Here is a 17,034-nt window from a genome sequence, read left to right on the forward strand (position 1 = left end):
CGGACAGCGCTGTCCTTCGTACTCACGTAAGGAGCGCCCCGTGAGCGACCAGCACGACCACGACGGCCCCGACGCCGCGTTGCGAGCCGACATCCGCCGCCTCGGCACCCTGCTCGGGCAGACCCTCGCCCGCCAGGAGGGTCGACCGCTGCTCGACCTGGTCGAGGAGATCCGCGCGCTGGTCCGCTCCGACGCCCCGAGCGCCGCCCAGCGTCTCGCCGGCCTCGACGTCACCACCGGCACCAAGCTGGCCCGCGCCTTCTCCACCTACTTCCACCTGGCCAACATCACCGAGCAGGTGCACCGGGCCCGGGACCTGCGCCGCCGCCGGGCCGTCCAGGGCGGCTGGCTGGACCAGGCGGCCAAGATGATCGCCGAGCGCGGGGTGCCGGCCGAGGAGATCGCCGCGGCGGCGCGGCGGCTGGCGGTACGCCCGGTCTTCACCGCCCACCCGACCGAGGCGGCCCGCCGGTCGATCCTGTCCAAGCTGCGCGCGATCGCCGACGAACTGGACACCGAGACCGCCAACGCGATCCTCTACGGCGCCAGCGACGAGGGCCCGGCCAACCGCCGCCTCGCCGAGCTGCTCGACCTGATGTGGCAGACCGACGAGCTGCGGCTGGACCGGCCCGACCCGACCGACGAGGCCCGCAACGCCATCTACTACCTGCGCGACCTCTACGCCGAGGCGGCGCCGCAGGTGCTCGACGACCTCGCCGACACGCTGCGCACCCTCGGCGTGGAGACCTCCCCGACCGCCCGGCCGCTGACCTTCGGCACCTGGATCGGCGGCGACCGCGACGGCAATCCGTTCGTCACCCCGACCGTGACCCGCGAGGTGCTGACCATCCAGCACGAGCACGGCATCGAGGCCACCGAGAAGGCGATGGACCACCTGATCAACGAGGTGTCGGTGTCCCGGCGGCTGCGCGGGGTGTCGCTGGACCTCTCCGCCAGCCTCGCCGCCGACCTGGACGCGCTGCCCGAGGTGGCGCCCCGGTTCCGCCGGGTCAACGCCGAGGAGCCCTACCGGCTCAAGGCCCGCTGCGTGAAGGCGAAGCTGGCCAACACCCGGCAGCGGCTGCGGCAGGGCACCGCGCACGTGCCCGGCCGGGACTACCGCGGCTCGGCCGAGCTGATCGCCGACCTGGAGCTGCTGCGCGCCTCGCTGGCCCGCAACTCCGGCCAGCTCACCGCCGTGGGCCGGCTCGCCTCCACCATCCGCACGGTCTCCGCGTTCGGGCTGCACCTGGCGACCATGGACGTGCGGGAGCACGCCGAGGCCCACCACGCGGTGCTGGCCCAGCTCTACGCGGCCGTCGGCGAGGTCTCCGACTACCCCTCGCTGAGCCGCCTCGAGCGGACCAAGCTGCTCGCCGACGAGCTGGCCGGCCGCCGACCCCTGTCCACGCTGGACACGCCGCTGACCGAGGCGACACGCAAGACGTTCGACGTCTTCGGCACCATCCGTGAGGCGCAGGACCGGTTCGGCGCGGAGGTCATCGAGTCGTACATCATCTCGATGACCCTCGGGGTGGACGACGTGCTCGCCGCGGTGGTGCTGGCCCGCGAGGCCGGCCTGGTCGACGTGCACAGCGGCCGGTCCCGGATCGGGTTCGTGCCGCTGCTGGAGACCCCGAGCGAGCTGAACTCGGGCGGCGAGCTGCTCGACGAACTGCTGTCCCTGCCGGCCTACCGGGCGCTGGTCGCCGCGCGGGGCGACGTGCAGGAGGTGATGCTGGGCTACTCCGACTCCAACAAGGAGGCCGGCATCACCACCAGCCAGTGGTCCATCCACCGGGCCCAGCGCGCGCTGCGCGACGTGGCCGCCCGGCACGGCGTGCACCTGCGCCTCTTCCACGGCCGCGGCGGCACGGTCGGGCGCGGCGGCGGGCCGACGCACGAGGCGATCCTGGCCCAGCCGTACGGCACGCTGGACGGCGCGATCAAGGTGACCGAGCAGGGCGAGGTCATCTCCGACAAGTACTCGCTGCCGTCGCTGGCCCGGGAGAACCTGGAGCTGACCCTGGCCGCGGTGCTCCAGGCCACGCTGCTGCACACCGCACCCCGGCAGCCCGCCGAGATGCTGGAACGCTGGGACGCGACGATGGAGTTGGTCTCCGACTCGGCCTTCCGGTCGTACCGGTCACTGGTCGAGGACCCGGACCTGCCCGCGTACTTCTGGGCGTCCACGCCGACCGAGCTGCTCGGGGCGCTGAACATCGGCTCCCGTCCGGCGAAGCGACCCAACACCGGGGCCGGGCTCGGCGGCCTGCGCGCCATCCCGTGGGTGTTCGGCTGGACCCAGACCCGGCAGATCGTGCCCGGCTGGTTCGGGGTCGGCTCCGGGCTGGCCGCGGCGCGGGCGGCGGGGCTGGAGGACGTGCTGGCCGAGATGCACCGCAACTGGCACTTCTTCCGCACGTTCCTGTCCAACGTGGAGATGATGCTCACCAAGACCGACCTGAGCATCGCCCGCCGGTACGTCGAGACGCTGGTGCCGAAGAAGCTGCACCCGATCTTCCACAAGATCGAGCAGGAGTACGAGCTGACCAAGCAGGAGGTGCTGGCGGTGACCGCCTCGCCCGCCCTGCTGGAGGGCTCCCCGGTGCTCCAGCGCACCCTGGCCGTCCGCGACACCTACCTGGAGCCGCTGCACCACCTCCAGGTCGCCCTGCTGCGCCAGTACCGGGAGTCCGGGGCGGCGGGCCGGGCGTTGGCGACCGCGCCGGGCGGCCGACGGGCCCCGAGCGACGGCACCGCGCTGGAGCGTGCCCTGCTGACCACGGTCAACGGCATCGCCGCCGGCATGCGCAACACCGGCTGAGGTGTAAGGAAGGGCACCTTGTTAACGGATTTTGTATAGCAAGGTGCCCTTCCTAACACGGCGACCGGCGGGAGCTCACTAGTCGCCGCCGCCGAAATCGCCGCCGCCGAAGTCCCCGCCGCCGAAATCGCCGCCACCGAAGTCCCCGCCGCCGAAATCGCCGGGCTGGTCGCCGTAGTCGGCGCCGTCACCGAAGCCCTCCTCGTAGCCGGCCGCGTAGCCGTAGCCCGGGTCGGCGAAGGCCGGCGAGAAGAGCGCGTCGGCGATCAACAGGCCGCCGACCACGCCCGCCCCCGCGCCCAGCGCGGTCTTCCACCACGGCGTGGAGTACCAGCCCGCCGGCACCGGCCGGCCCTGGTAGCGCCCGCCCGGGTAGTAGTAGGGCGTGTCCCGGCCCGGCTGCGGGCCCGCCTTGAACGTCTGCCCCCGCACGTCGACCTGCCGCTCCCGGGTCAGCTCGCCGGCGCCCTGCGCGGCGGCCAGCGGGGGCAGCTCGGGGCCGGGGTCGATGCCGAGCGCCACCCGGGCGGCCCGGGCGTACGTCAGCCCCTCCAGCGCGGTCTCCCGGGCCAGGCGGTACTGCTGGACGGTCCGGGCCTGTTCGAGCTGGCCGCCGGCCGCGTTGTAGCGCTCGCCCGCGTCGACCAGCGCCTGGCGGACCGCCGGGTGGTCGCCGTGCAGGTTCATCACCTGTCCGCCCAGGCGCTCGTACCAACGCTGGGCGTCGGCCCGCACGTCGGCCAGGCTCCGCGCCTCCCGGGCGGCACGCTCCCGCCGCCACCAGACGAACGCGCCCACCAGCAGCGCCGCCAGGATCACCACCAGCAGAATTTCCATGGCACGAACGTACCCGGGCCGGTCCGGCCGTACGCGTCTGGCAAGCTCCGGTGGTGGACTTCTCGACGCTGGCCGTGGTGGTCGTCTGCCTCGCCGCCGGAGGCGCGGTGGGCTGGTACGCCGCCCGGGCCCGCTCGGCCACCGACATCGCCCGGCTGGACGCCACGCTGCGGGCCACCCGGGAGGGCGAGGGCCGGCTGGAGCAGTCCATGCGGGCGCTCAGCTACGAGGCGACCGCGCAGTCCCAGGAGGCCGTCGCCCGAGCGGTGGCCCCGCTGCACGAGACGCTGCGCCGATACGAGCAACGGGTGGCCGAGCTGGAGCGGGACCGGGTCGACGCCTACGCCGAGCTGCGCGAACAGGTCCGCACGATGAGCACCGTCTCCGGCGAGCTGCGCACCGAGACCAAGCAGTTGGTGGCGGCGCTGCGGGCGCCGCAGGTGCGGGGCCGCTGGGGCGAGCACCAACTGCGCCGGATCGTGGAGGCGGCCGGCATGCTGGAGCACTGCGACTTCTCCGAGCAGGTCACCGCCGCCACCGACCACCAGGGGGTCCGCCCCGACCTGGTGGTCCGGCTGCACGGGGGCCGGTCGGTGGTGGTGGACGCCAAGGCGCCCTTCGACGCCTACCTGACCGCGATGGAGGCCCGCGACGAGCGGGGCCGTGACACCCACCTCGACGCGCACGCGCGGCACCTGCGGGCACACGTCGACGCGCTGGCCGCCAAGTCCTACTGGGCCGCGTTCGACAGTACGCCGGAGTTCGTGGTGCTCTTCGTGCCGGCCGACCCGTTCCTCGACGTCGCGTTGCAGCGCGACCCGACGCTGCTGGAGCACGCGTTCGCCCGCAACGTGGTGCTGGCGACGCCGGCCACCCTGGTGGCGCTGCTGCGCACCGTCGCCTACTCGTGGCGGCAGGAGGCGCTGGCCCGCAACGCGGTGGCGGTGCACTCGCTGGCCCGCGAGCTGTACGGCCGGCTGTCCACACTGGGCGACCACGTCGGCAAGCTGGGCGCGTCGCTGGGCGGGGCGGTGACCGCGTACAACCGGGCGGTGGGGTCGCTGGAGGCCCGGGTGCTGGTCAGCGCCCGCAAGCTCGCCGAGCTGGGGGTCTCCGACGAGGAGCTGGCCGCCCCGACGCAGGTCGAGCTGGCCCCCCGCCAGCCGCAGGCGCCGGAGCTGCTGGGCACGGCCGACGCGCCGACCGGCGGGTCGACCGTGGACTGACGGCCGATTCGTACCACCTCCGATGTGACAATGCGCATTTACGCACGTCACGAAGTGGTCACAACGAACTCGCCGGTAGTGACACCACCTGCGCCACCACGAAGGATTTGGTCACGTGTGCCCTGCATCTGAGGGCCCTGTTCTCTGGAGGAAAGAGAACGTGAGCAAACCCCGAAACCTGAGCCGGCGTACCTCCGCCGCGCTCTTTGCGTCGGTCGTGGCGGCCAGCGCCGTGACCGGCGCGGGCGGAGCCGCGAACGCGAGCACCGCATCCACCGCCGCCCCCGACACCTCGCAGGTCACCCCCGTCGAGGCCCTGGGCTCGCACGACGCCAAGCTGCTCGCCGAGGCGGAAGCGAAGAAGGCCCCGACCGTCACGCTGATCGTCGCCACCGAGAAGGGCGAGGCGAAGGACGTCGCCGCCGACCTCAAGGCGCTCGGCGCCGCGGTCACCGAGCGGTACGACAGCATCGGCTACATCCTGGCCAAGGTCCCCACCTCGAAGGTGGTGAAGGCGGCCACGCTGCCCGGCGTCTCCGCCGTGGACCTGGACGAGACCATCCAGCTCCCCGACCCGGCGCCCGAGGTGGCCCCCGCCGGCAAGAAGGCGGCGAAGCAGGCTGCGACCCTGCCCGGCCCCGGCGCCGACACCCCGGCCGCCAACCCGTACATGCCGACGCACGAGACCGGCGCCGTCTCATTCGTGAAGCAGCACCCGGAGTGGGACGGCCGCGGCGTCACGATCGGCATCATGGACTCCGGTGTGGACCTCGGTCACCCGGCGCTGCAGCAGACCACCACCGGCGAGCGGAAGATCGTCGACTGGGTCACCGCGACGGACCCGTTCGAGGACGCCACCTGGCGCGCCATGATCACCGAGGTGACCGGCCCGTCGTTCACCGCGGCCGGCGCGACCTGGAAGGCCCCGGCCGGCACCTACCGGTTCAACCGGTTCGCCGAGTCGGTGACCACGAACAGCGACCCGGCCGGTGACGTCAACCGCGACGGGGACCGGACCGACGCCTTCGGCATCCTCTACGACCCGGCCACCCACAACATCTGGGTCGACACCAACCAGAACAACGACTTCACCGACGACGCCCTGATGCGGCCGTACAAGGAGAAGTTCGACGTCGGCCACTTCGGCACCGACAACCCGGCGACCCCCGTCGCCGAGCGGATGCCGTTCGTCGTGGAGTACCGCGAGGACGTGGACACCGCTCCCGTCGGCGGCCCCGGCCTGGTCGACTACGTCAACATCGGCATCGTCGAGAGCACCCACGGCACCCACGTCGCCGGCATCACCGCCGCCAACGACATGCTCGGCAACGGCGCCTTCGACGGTGCCGCGCCCGGTGCCAAGCTCGTCTCCGCCCGCGCCTGCTCGTGGGGCGGCGGCTGCACGTACGCCGCCCTCACCACCGGCATGGCCGACCTGGTGATCAACCGCAAGGTCGACGTGATCAACATGTCGATCGGCGGCCTGCCGGCGCTGAACGACGGCAACAACGCCCGCGCCGAGCTCTACAACAACCTGATCACCACCTACGGCGTGCAGATGTTCATCTCGGCCGGCAACTCCGGCCCGGGCCTGAACACCATCGGCGACCCGTCGGTGGCCGCCAACGTGGTCAGCGTCGCCGCGAGCATCAGCAAGGACACCTGGCTGGCCAACTACGGCTCGGTGGTGGAGCAGAAGAACGCGCTGTTCAACTTCTCCTCCCGTGGCCCGCGCGAGGACGGCGGCGTCAAGCCGAGCATCACCGCGCCCGGCTCCGCCATCTCCACCGCGCCGACCTGGCAGCTCGGCAACCCGGTCCCCGAGGCCGGCTACCCGCTGCCCCCGGGCTACGCGATGCTGAACGGCACCTCGATGGCCTCCCCGCAGGCCGCCGGCGCCGCCGCCCTGCTGCTGTCGGCCGCCAAGGCGACCGACAAGGGCGTCACCCCGGCCGCGCTGCGCCGGGCCGTCTACTCGTCGGCCAAGCCGATCAAGAACGTCCCGACGTACGGCCAGGGCTACGGCATGTTCGACGTGGCGGGCGCGTGGAAGCTGCTGCGCAAGGGCGTGGAGACCCGCTCCTACACCTCCGACGCCCCGGTCTGCACCGTGCTCTCCGGGCAGCTCGGCACCCCGAACCGGGGCACCGGCGTCTACAACCGTTGCGGCTCGGCCGACGGCGGGCACCGGGTCGGCCAGGCGAAGACCTACCAGGTCGGAATCACCCGTACCAGCGGGCCGGCCGGCACCGTGAAGCACGTGGTGGGCCTGCGCGGCAACGACGGCACCTTCAAGGCACCGAAGACCGTCTCGCTCCCGCTGAACAAGACCGTCACCGTCACGGTCACCGCCAAGCCCGCCACCTCCGGCGCGCACGGCGCGATCATGACGATCGACGACCCGCACACCTCCGTCATCGACTTCGAGGTCTCCGCCGTCGTCGTGGCCTCGAACGACGTACAGAAGCCTGACTACTCCTTCTCGGCCGAGGGCTCGGTCGACCGGAACGGCTTCACCTCGTACTTCGTGACGGTGCCGCCGGGCACCGGTGCCCTCCAGGTGAACCTGTCCGGCATCGCCACCGGCTCGCAGACGCGGTTCATCGCGTTCAACCCGTACGGCGTCCCGGTGGAGAGCACCTCCAGCCTCGCCTGCTACACCAACTTCTCCGACGCCAACGCCTGCAAGCCGCAGGAGCGCGACTACCAGAACCCGATCGCCGGGGTCTGGGAGATCGAGGTGGAGTCCCGCCGGACCTCGCCGTCGCTGAACAACCCGTACCAGCTCACGGCGCGGGTGCAGGGTGTCGCGGTCGAGCCGGCCGTGATCGAGCTGCCGTCGGTTGCCGCCGGTGCGGCGACCCCGGTGACCTGGTCGCTGGCCAACACCTTCGGCCCGGTCGCGGTGGCCGGCCAGGGCGGCCCGCTCTCCAGCGTCCACGCCGAGCGGCCGACCATCGCCGAGGGCACGACGCAGGAGTTCATCGTGGAGGTGCCGGCGGGGGCGACCCGCTTCACCGCCCGGATCGGCAACCCGGCCAGCGCCGCCGCCGACCTCGACCTCTTCGTCTTCCGTGGCGCCACGGAGGTCGGTCGGGCCGCCGACGGTGACTCGGAGGAGGCCGTGACCATCAACAACCCCGTGGCGGGCACCTACCGGGTGGTCGTCGACGGCTACGCGGTCGACGGGGCCGGTGGCAGCACCGCCTACGACTACCGTGACTCGTTCTCCGCCGCGGCGCTGGGCAACCTCTCGGCGCCAGCCACCCCGCTCACCCTCGCCAACGGCGCCACCGCCACCCTGACCGGTACGGTGACCGCCCAGGCGACCCCGGCCGCCGGCCGGGCGCTCTTCGGTGAGCTGTCCGTGGTGACCACCGAGGGCGCGGTCGTCGGCCGCGGCGCCGTCTCCATCGGCACCGTGAGCTGACCCGTCCCGCACCGGAACACCGGAGCCCGCCCCCACCCGGGGGGCGGGCTCCGCCCGTTCGTGCCTCCGACCACGGCCAATCGGCCTCGGGCCTCGGGCCTCGGGCCTCGGGCCTCGGGCCTCGGGCCTCGGGCCTCGGGCCTCGGGCCTCGGGCCTCGGGCCTCGGGCCTCGGGCCTCGGGGCATTGTCCACGCCACGCTGTCGAGCTGCCCCGTCCATGAGACCGGTTCGAGGCGGCGGCCCGGCGGGCCGGACACCGCCGGCCCTGCCCCTATCCGTGGGGCAGCTCGACAGGGCACACGGCGGGACGGGTCTGCGCAGTTAACCAACCACCGGCGCCCCGCGCCAAACCCGCCGGGAACCGGCCCGCGCCAAACCCGCCGACCACCGGCGCCCCGCGCCAAACCTGCCGGCAACCGGCCCGCGCTGAAGTCCGCCGGCGACCGGCCCGCGCTGAAGTCCCGCCGGCAACCCCGGCGGCACCGCTGCCCGCCCGCAACGACGCCCGCCGCGATGAGGACCCGGCGCGATGAGGACCCGGCGCGCCGCCTGCGCGCGGATGGTGGCTCAGCCGCGGCGGGCGGTGTCGACCTGGAAGGGCGTGCCCTGCTGGCAGGTGGTGAGCAGGTCGGGCTGGACCCGACCGGTGACGGTCACCTTCGCGCCGGGCTTCAGCACGTCGCGCGGGCCGCCGATCAGCAGGTAGTTGCCGAGCAGCAGGCAGTTGGGCTCGACCCCGGGGGTGACCGTCCCGGTCAGCGTGGTGCCGCCCGCCGGCGGCGACGAGGTCGGCCGGCCCGGGCGCTTCGTGGGTGGGGGCAGGACGGGACCGCTCGCGTCGTCGCTGGTCGGCGGCGCGCCGGGGGTGGTCGGATCCGGGCTGGGCGGCGTGGTCACTGGGGCTCCCGTCGGGCTGGGGGTGTGGATGCCGCCGGCACCGTCCTGACCGCCGCAGGCGCTCAGCGCCACGCAGACGGCCAGCGCGGAGGCGGCGAGCCGAAAGGTCCTCATACCCGTATCGGACGCAGCGAAGCCCGGCGCCGTTCCCTGCCGGGTCAGCCGCGGGCCGCGGCGGCCTTCATGTCCCGCTTGAGCTCCTGCGGCAGCGAGAAGGTCAGCCGCTCGTTGGCCGTCACCACCTCGTCCACGTCGGTGAACCCGTGCGCGGCGAGGTGGGCGAGCACCTCCTGCACCAGCTCGTCCGGGACGCTGGCGCCCGAGGTCAGCCCGACCGTGCGCGCCCCCTCCAGCCAGGCGTCGTCGATCTCGTGTGCGAAGTCGACGAGGTGACCGGCCCGCGCCCCGGCGTCCAGGGCGACCTCGACGAGGCGTACGGAGTTGGAGGAGTTGCGCGAGCCGACGACGATCACCACGTCGCACTCGGGCGCGATCTCCTTGACCACGTGCTGCCGGTTGGAGGTGGCGTAGCAGATGTCGTCGCTGGGGGGCGACTGGAGCATCGGCAGCCGCTTCTTGAGCCGGGCCACCGTCTCCAGCGTCTCGTCGACCGAGAGGGTGGTCTGGGAGAGCCAGACGACCTTGTTCGGGTCGCGGACGGTGATCTTGTCGGCATCCTCGGGGCCGTCCACGAGCTGGATGTGCTCCGGGGCCTCGCCGGAGGTGCCGATGACCTCCTCGTGCCCCTCGTGGCCGATGAGCAGGATGTCGTAGTCCTCGGCGGCGAACCGCTTCGCCTCCTGGTGCACCTTGGTGACCAGCGGGCAGGTCGCGTCGATCGCCTTGAGCGAGCGCGTGCGGGCCTGCTCGTAGACCTCCGGCGCCACCCCGTGCGCGGAGAAGATGACGGTGGCGCCCTCCGGCACCTCCTCGTTCTCCTCCACGAAGATCGCGCCCTTGGCCTCCAGGGTCTGCACGACGTGCTTGTTGTGCACGATCTGCTTGCGTACGTAAATCGGGGCGCCGTAGAGCTTGAGCGCCTCCTCCACGGTCTGCACCGCGCGGTCCACGCCCGCGCAGTAGCCGCGGGGCTTGGCCAGGAGCACGCGCTTGCCGGTCCGGGACGTCGCTTCAGCCTGAGTCACCCGCCCATCGTACGTGCCGCCCGGACGGCAACCCCGACTGCGACCGCCACCCCGCACCCCACCCCCGACCCACCTCGTTGATCATGAGGTTGTTGCCCGCGACACGCCGTCAGCAGGGCAACAACCTCATGATCAACGGGGCCCGGACGGCGGGCCGTAGGGTGGGCAGGTGAGCACAGGCGAGGTGGGGCGGAGCACGTCCGAGGAGCCGTGGCCGGTCCGGGTGGTCAGCCAGAAGGTCGGCGCCTGGATCGCCCGGCTGGGCTGGGTGTGGGTCGACGGGCAGGTGGCGCAGATCAGCCGCCGGCCGGGCGCCACCACCGTCTTCCTCACCCTGCGGGACCCGTCGGCCGACCTGAGCCTGACCGTCACCACCAACCGGGACGTCCTCGACGCCGGCGCGCCGGAGCTGCGCGAGGGTGCCCGGGTGGTGCTGCACGCCAAGCCGGAGTTCTACGCGGCCCGGGGCACGCTCAGCCTGCGCGCCGACGAGATCCGGCAGGTCGGCCTCGGCGAGCTGCTGGCCCGGCTGGAGAAGCTCAAGAAGCTGCTCGCCGCCGAGGGGCTCTTCGACCGGGCCCGCAAGCGCCGGCCGCCGTTCCTGCCCAACCGGATCGGGCTGATCACCGGCCGCGCGTCGGCCGCCGAGCGGGACGTGCTGACCAACGCCCGCCGGCGCTGGCCGGCCGTGGAGTTCCGCACGGTCAACGTGGCCGTCCAGGGGCCGAGCGCGGTCCCGCAGATCGTCGACGCACTCAAGGTGCTGGACGCCGACCCGACCATCGACGTGATCATCATCGCCCGGGGCGGGGGCGGCATCGAGGATCTGCTCCCCTTCTCCGACGAGGCGCTCTGCCGGGCGGTGTTCGCCTGCCGCACGCCGGTGGTCAGCGCGATCGGCCACGAGACGGACGCGCCACTGGTCGACTACGTCGCCGACCTGCGCGCCTCCACGCCGACCGACGCGGCCAAGCGGGTGGTCCCCGACCTCACCGAGGAGGTACGCCTCATCCGGCAGGCCCGGCACCGCCTGGAACGCGCGGTGCGCAACCTCGTCGACCGCGAGTCGCACCGGCTCGACGGGCTGCGCTCCCGGCCCGTGCTGGCCCGCCCGCAGGTGATGGTCGACCAGCGGGCCGCCGACCTGACCGGGCTCCGCCAACGGGCCGGGCGCTGCCTGGAGCACCGGCTCGCGGCCGCCGACGACGACCTGCGGCACACCCTGGCCCGGCTGCGTGCCCTCTCGCCGGCGGCCACCCTCGACCGGGGTTACGCAATCGTCCAGCGGGCCGACGGGCACGTCGTTCGGGCCGCGTCCGAGGTGGGCAAGGGCGACGCGCTGCGGGTCCGGCTCGCCGACGGCGAACTGGCCGCCACGGTCGACGGCTGAACGGGTAGGGCAGGCACGATGTGGTGGGATGGCAGCGATGATTGACGAGAAGAAGGACGAGCGCCTCAGCTACGAGCAGGCCCGCGCCGAGCTGGCGTCGGTGGTCGAGCGGCTGGAGGCCGGCGGCACGACGCTGGAGGAGTCGCTGGCGCTCTGGGAGCGCGGCGAGAAGCTGGCCGAGGTCTGCCAGCGCTGGCTCGACGGCGCCCGCGCCCGGATCGACGCCGCCCGGCAGGAGCCCGCCTCCTGACGTCCCCGCGCGTCGATCATGGGTGTGGTGGGGACAAACGTCACCCACCACGAACCCCCATGATCGACGCGGCGCGCGTCAGTTGAACAGGTTGTAGAGCTCCGCCGGTGCCTCGACCACCTGGTCCGCCGGCGGCTTCCGCGCCGCGGCGGCGTTGCCGTAGTCCGAGTAGGTGATCCGGATGTCCTGCGCCTTCGTCTGGCCGGCGGCCGGAATCTGGATGACCATCTCGCTGAGTCGCCCCTGCGGGTCGAGCTTCGCGGTGAACGGCACCGACTTCGCCTGCGCCCCGAGGGCCGTGACCACCGCCGGGTCCACCGAACCCGCCTGCGCCGCCTTCGACACGTCGATGGTGCCGGCGTACGCGCCCTCGCCCGTCTGCCGCACCTCGGTGATGCCCTGGGTCAGCACCTCGCTGCCCGCCGGGTCGACCTTGTCGAAGTCGAAGCCGAGGTTCCGGTTGCCCTTGATCCGGGTCTGGTCGAGGTGCTGGTACTTGCCGAGGTTCAGCTTCTGCACGCCCGGCAGGCTGCCCGCGGTCGTGCCGCCGAGTTCCAGCTTCACCCAGCTGTCCGGCTTGGCGTGGACGAGGTCGAGCTTCATGAACAGGTCGTCAGTCGGCTGGCCGATCGTCACCCGCATCTCGGCGCTCTGGCTGGGCTCGTGCACCTGCCCCTCGGCGGTGGAGCCGGCGCCGGACATGGTGAACCGGAAGTTGCCGTTGCTGATCTCGCGGGTGGAGGCCAGCAGCGCCTGCTTGGCGTCGCCGGGGACCGGGGTCGCGGCGCCGGAGGCCGCCACCGTGCCGGACGCCGACACGGACGGGGAGGCGGACGAGCCCGCCTCCGGTGTCCCGCTGGCATTGCAGGCGGCCAGACCGGGAGTGAACAGCGCGGCGGCCACCAGGCCGGCGCTCAGGCGTCGAAGAGTCATGCGTGTCTCCCACGTGGGTCACCCGACGCACCTGACGGCGCCGGAAACCGGGCGACGCACCGCGTCGGCTACGTCGCGCGAGCCCGGGGGCGGCTGCCGGAGCGGCCGGGCGGGCCCGCTCCCCTGTTGTTCCCTGCCACCGCGTCGCACAATCACCGGTCTGTCCGGTTGTCCCCGGTCGGGTGACCGTCGAAACGCGGAAACGGGCGGCCGGGGCCGCCCGCTTCCGTCGTGCCGGTGTTAACTGAACATCTCGTACGTCGAGGCCGGGGCCTCGACGACCTTGTCCGCCGCCGGCTTCTGCGGCGTGGTGGCGTTGCCGTAGTCGGCGTAGGTGACCGTCATGTCGTGGGCCTTGGTTTCACCGGCCGCCGGGACCGAGATGACCAGCTCGGTGAGCCGACCCTGGTCGTCCAGCTTGGCGGTGAAGGACAGCGACTTGGCCTGCGCGCCGAGCGCCTTGACCATGTCGGAGTCCAGGGCGGCCGAGCCGTCGCCCACGGCGGACGCGTCGAGCTTGCCGGCGTAGCTGCCCTCGCCGGTCTTCTGCACCTCCGTGATGCCCTTGGCGAGCACGGCAGCGCCGGCCGGGTCCACGTCCTTCATGTTGAGGCCGAGCTCGCCGGCGTCCTTGACCTTGGACTGGTCGAGGTGCTGGTACTTGTCCTTCACCTTGTCGGCGCCGGGGATCATCGCCCCCAGCTCGCCGAGGTCGATCTTCACCCAGCTCTCCGGCTCGATGTAGATCATCTCCATGCCGAAGGTGGTGCCGGAGCCGTCGTCGGCCTTCATCGTGAACTGGGCGCTGTTGCTGGGCTTGTGCACCGAGCCCTTGCCGCTGATGCCGTCACCGGCGATCGTGAAGTTGAAGTTCCCCTTCTCGATCTCCTTGGTGGAGGCGAGCAGCGCCTCCTTCGGGTCGGCGGGGACGGCCGGGGCCGACGACGCGGACGAGCCGGCGGCGCCGGGCTCGGCGGCGTCCGACTTGCAGGCGGCCAGACCGGGAACGAGCAGGGTGGCGGCGAGCACGCCGACGCTCCACCGTCGAATGTTCACTGTTGTCTCTCTTCGCAGAACGGTAAGCACCCGGCCGACCGCGGTCGCCGGGGGTGAGCCGGGGCAGCGTAGCCGATGGGACCGACGTCCGGGGGCCCTCGACAGCCGGCCGCTACCGGATCGTCCCGGCCAGGTGTCGCAGCTCGTTGTCCCGGGCGTCGCCGACCACGATCACCGTCCGGTTCGGTTCGAGCAGCACCAGCGCCTGCTCGTTGGCCCGGGCGGTGTACCGCTGCCAGGTGCGCCCGCCCAGGTCGGTCTGCCCCTGGGGTTGCCCCTCGGCGGTCAGCTCGGCGGGCAGCAGCCGCTCCGGTGGCACGTTGCTCTGCACCAGCTGGGCGCCCCGCCCCTCCGGGGTGAGGTAGCCGAGGCGCAGGCTCGCCCCGCCCTCGACGTTCTGGAAGGTCGCGTTGACCGTCCGCCACCCGTCGCCCAGCTCCACCGGCTCGCTGACCGGGAACGCGTTGGCGGCCCGGGCCGACTCGACGGCGGGCGCGGGGTCGACCGTGACCGGCTGGTCGCCGCCGAGGAACCCCCGGTAGAAGGCGAGCAGCAGGGCGATCGGGATCAGCAGCACGAGCAGCGAGAGCGCCATGTCCTTCGGCGACCGCTCCGACTTGCGGGCGTCGACCGCGGGCGGCGGCGCGGGCAGCTCGCCCGTCTCCGCCGCGCCGGCCGGCGCGGCGCCCGGGGCGGCGGGGGGTTCCACCAGCGCCGGCTCGCCCTCCGGCACGGCGGCGGCCGGGGTCGGGTCGACCGGCGGCTGACCGTCCGGCGGCGTCTGGTCGGCGGGTACGCGATCGGCAGGCTGTGCGGGTTCCACCCCGCCATCTTCCCGCACCGCCCGACCGGCCGTATCCGGGCCATCACCGCCCCGGCACGGCGCCCGGTCAGCCATCGTGTGAGGATCAGCGACACAGCCGGCAGCGGCGACGCCGCACCCTGCCGCCCCGCAACGTCGCGAGGAGGAGCCGTCATGACCAACACCACCAGGACGCGGATCCCACAGGATCTCGACCGCAACCTCGCCCTCGACCTGGTCCGGGTCACCGAGGCCGCGGCGATGGCCGCCGGCCGCTGGGTCGGCCGGGGCGACAAGGAGGGCGGCGACGGGGCCGCCGTCGACGCGATGCGCAAGCTGATCAACTCGATCCCCATGCGGGGCGTCGTGGTGATCGGCGAGGGCGAGAAGGACAACGCGCCGATGCTCTTCAACGGCGAGGAGGTCGGCGACGGCACGGGGCCGGAGGTGGACGTCGCGGTCGACCCGATCGACGGCACCACGCTGATGAGCAAGGGCATGCCGAACGCCCTGGCCGTGCTCGCGGTCGCCGAGCGCGGGGCCATGTTCGACCCGAGCGCCGTGTTCTACATGGAGAAGCTCGCGGTCGGCCCGGTCTACGCCGACGTCGTGGACATCAACGCCGGGGTGGCCGACAACCTGCGCCGGATCGCCAAGGTCAAGGGCGCCGACATCTCCGAGGTGACGGTCTGCGTCCTGGACCGGCCCCGACACGACGACCTGGTGGCGCAGATCCGGCGCGCCGGGGCGGGCATCCGCTTCATCTCCGACGGCGACATCGCGGGCGCCATCGCCGCCGCCCGCGGCGAGTCGGACGTCGACGTGCTGATGGGCATCGGCGGCACCCCGGAGGGGATCACCGCGGCCTGCGCCCTCAAGTGCATGGGCGGGGTGATGCAGGCCAAGCTCTGGCCGCGCGACGCCGAGGAGCGGGAGAAGGCGCTCGCCGCCGGGCACGACCTGGACCGGGTGCTCACCACCGACGACCTCGTCACCGGCGACAACTGCTTCTTCGTGGCGACCGGGGTCACCTCCGGCGACCTGCTGCGCGGGGTCCGCTACCGGGCCGGTGGGGCGTACACCCAGTCGATCGTGATGCGCTCGAAGAGCGGCACGATCCGGGTGATCGACTCGTACCACCGGCTGGAGAAGCTGGCCCTCTACTCGGCGGTGGACTTCGACGGTCGCCCCCTGGCCGAGCAGGAGTGACAGCCACCGGGACGATGGCCCCGCCGGCCCCCTCGGCGACCCGCCGGATCGCCGGCGTGGGCCTCGCGACCGCCTCCGGGGTCGCCGTGGCCGTACAGTCCCGGATCAACGGTGAGTTGGGCGTACGGCTGTCCGACGGGATCGCCGCCGCGGTGGTCTCGTTCGGCGTGGGCCTGCTGGTGCTGTTGGTGCTGGTTCCCGCCACCCCCGGTGGGCGGCGGGGACTGGTGGCCCTGCGTGGCGCGCTCGCCGACGGCACGCTGCGGCCGTGGCAGTGCCTCGGCGGGGTGTGCGGCGCCCTGCTGGTGGCCGCGCAGGGGCTGACCATCGGCGCCCTGGGCGTGGCCGTGTTCACCGTGGCGGTGGTCGCCGGCCAGTCCGGCAGCAGCCTGGCCGTCGACCGGGCGGGGGTCGGCCCGAACGGGCGCCAGCCTGTCACCGCCCAGCGGCTGGCCGGCGCGGCGCTGACCGTGGTCGCCGTCCTGCTGGCCGTCGGCGACCGGCTCGGCGACCCGGGCACCCTCGGGCTGGCGCTGCTGCCGCTGCTCGCGGGAGTGGCCATCGCCTGGCAGCAGGCGGTCAACGGCCGGGTGCGGATGGCCTCCGGCAGCGCCCTGACGGCCACGCTGGTCAACTTCACCGCCGGGACGACGGCCCTGCTGGCGACCTTCGCCGTCGACGTCGCGGTCCGGGGCTGGCCGGCGGGCGACCTGCCCACCGAGCCCTGGTTCTACCTGGGTGGGCCGATCGGGATCGTGTTCATCGCGATCGCCGCCGCGATCGTCCGGTTCACCGGCGTGCTGCTGCTCGGCCTGGCCACCATCGCCGGTCAGATCGTCGGCGCCGTGCTGCTGGACGTGCTGCGGCCCACGACGGCCTCCCACCCGAGCCTCACCACCCTGCTCGGCGCGGCGCTGACCATGGTCGCGGTCCTCGTCACCGCGCTCGCCCCGGCCGCGCCCGGCCGGCCGGACGGCCCGGCCCGCTGACGTCGTCAGGGCAGCGGAACGGACCTGGCGGGTGTGCCGGCC

13 protein-coding genes are annotated in these 17,034 nt (G+C 73.2%); 7 read left to right on the plus strand and 6 right to left on the minus strand.

From position 1 onward, the window contains the following. Positions 1 to 40: 40 nt before the first annotated feature. Positions 41 to 2,827 carry a phosphoenolpyruvate carboxylase gene (ppc, locus tag ACGFZ2_RS12005; protein ID WP_393258609.1) on the plus strand — a complete coding sequence of 929 codons (2,787 nt, stop codon included), beginning with the start codon at positions 41 to 43 and terminating at the stop codon, positions 2,825 to 2,827. Between the two features lie 78 nt (positions 2,828 to 2,905). Here ppc and ACGFZ2_RS12010 read toward each other — a convergent pair whose 3' ends face one another. Next, positions 2,906 to 3,664 carry a hypothetical protein gene (locus ACGFZ2_RS12010; RefSeq protein WP_393452683.1) on the minus strand — a complete coding sequence of 253 codons (759 nt, stop codon included), beginning with the start codon at positions 3,662 to 3,664 and terminating at the stop codon, positions 2,906 to 2,908. A gap of 53 nt (positions 3,665 to 3,717) precedes the next feature. Here ACGFZ2_RS12010 and ACGFZ2_RS12015 point away from each other — a divergent pair, with 53 nt between their 5' ends. Together ACGFZ2_RS12015 and ACGFZ2_RS12020 are read left to right on the plus strand one after the other, a co-directional pair. Continuing rightward, on the plus strand, positions 3,718 to 4,890 hold the full coding sequence (locus tag ACGFZ2_RS12015; RefSeq protein ID WP_393452686.1) for a DNA recombination protein RmuC: 1,173 nt from the start codon (positions 3,718 to 3,720) through the stop codon (positions 4,888 to 4,890). A 160-nt stretch (positions 4,891 to 5,050) separates the two neighbouring features. Next, positions 5,051 to 8,320, plus strand: a complete 3,270-nt coding sequence (locus tag ACGFZ2_RS12020; protein WP_393258601.1) for a S8 family serine peptidase — start codon at positions 5,051 to 5,053, stop codon at positions 8,318 to 8,320. Between the two features lie 568 nt (positions 8,321 to 8,888). On the opposite strand, the gene ACGFZ2_RS12025 is transcribed toward ACGFZ2_RS12020, so the two are convergent. Next, positions 8,889 to 9,332, minus strand: a complete 444-nt coding sequence (locus ACGFZ2_RS12025; protein WP_393452689.1) for a hypothetical protein — start codon at positions 9,330 to 9,332, stop codon at positions 8,889 to 8,891. A 44-nt stretch (positions 9,333 to 9,376) separates the two neighbouring features. Then, positions 9,377 to 10,363 carry a 4-hydroxy-3-methylbut-2-enyl diphosphate reductase gene (locus ACGFZ2_RS12030; RefSeq protein ID WP_363705064.1) on the minus strand — a complete coding sequence of 329 codons (987 nt, stop codon included), beginning with the start codon at positions 10,361 to 10,363 and terminating at the stop codon, positions 9,377 to 9,379. Positions 10,364 to 10,532: 169 nt separating this feature from the next. Here ACGFZ2_RS12030 and xseA point away from each other — a divergent pair, with 169 nt between their 5' ends. Continuing rightward, positions 10,533 to 11,753, plus strand: coding sequence for an exodeoxyribonuclease VII large subunit (gene xseA / locus ACGFZ2_RS12035; protein ID WP_393452692.1), 1,221 nt, complete (start codon positions 10,533 to 10,535; stop codon positions 11,751 to 11,753). A gap of 37 nt (positions 11,754 to 11,790) precedes the next feature. Beyond that, the gene (locus ACGFZ2_RS12040; protein ID WP_393453646.1) at positions 11,791 to 12,003 is read left to right on the plus strand and encodes an exodeoxyribonuclease VII small subunit; all 213 of its coding nucleotides are present in this window, start codon (positions 11,791 to 11,793) and stop codon (positions 12,001 to 12,003) included. 78 nt (positions 12,004 to 12,081) lie between these two features. Here the strand turns inward: ACGFZ2_RS12040 and ACGFZ2_RS12045 are convergent, their stop codons facing one another. The 3 genes from ACGFZ2_RS12045 to ACGFZ2_RS12055 form a co-directional block, all read right to left on the minus strand. Next, on the minus strand, positions 12,082 to 12,936 hold the full coding sequence (locus ACGFZ2_RS12045) for a hypothetical protein (RefSeq protein WP_393258592.1): 855 nt from the start codon (positions 12,934 to 12,936) through the stop codon (positions 12,082 to 12,084). A 240-nt stretch (positions 12,937 to 13,176) separates the two neighbouring features. After that, positions 13,177 to 13,992 carry a hypothetical protein gene (locus tag ACGFZ2_RS12050; RefSeq protein ID WP_393258589.1) on the minus strand — a complete coding sequence of 272 codons (816 nt, stop codon included), beginning with the start codon at positions 13,990 to 13,992 and terminating at the stop codon, positions 13,177 to 13,179. 112 nt (positions 13,993 to 14,104) lie between these two features. Next, complete coding sequence (locus ACGFZ2_RS12055) at positions 14,105 to 14,815, minus strand: DUF4245 domain-containing protein (protein ID WP_393452695.1); 711 nt, start codon at positions 14,813 to 14,815, stop codon at positions 14,105 to 14,107. A 153-nt stretch (positions 14,816 to 14,968) separates the two neighbouring features. Between ACGFZ2_RS12055 and glpX the strand changes: the two genes are divergently transcribed. Both glpX and ACGFZ2_RS12065 read left to right on the plus strand, forming a co-directional pair. Then, positions 14,969 to 16,003, plus strand: coding sequence for a class II fructose-bisphosphatase (gene glpX / locus ACGFZ2_RS12060; protein ID WP_357692224.1), 1,035 nt, complete (start codon positions 14,969 to 14,971; stop codon positions 16,001 to 16,003). A gap of 14 nt (positions 16,004 to 16,017) precedes the next feature. Continuing rightward, complete coding sequence (locus ACGFZ2_RS12065; protein WP_393453649.1) at positions 16,018 to 16,992, plus strand: DMT family transporter; 975 nt, start codon at positions 16,018 to 16,020, stop codon at positions 16,990 to 16,992. Positions 16,993 to 17,034: the final 42 nt, after the last annotated feature.

Origin of the sequence: Micromonospora sp. NPDC048063, from assembly GCF_043202855.1 — a bacterium.
In the GTDB taxonomy this organism is placed as follows: domain Bacteria; phylum Actinomycetota; class Actinomycetes; order Mycobacteriales; family Micromonosporaceae; genus Micromonospora.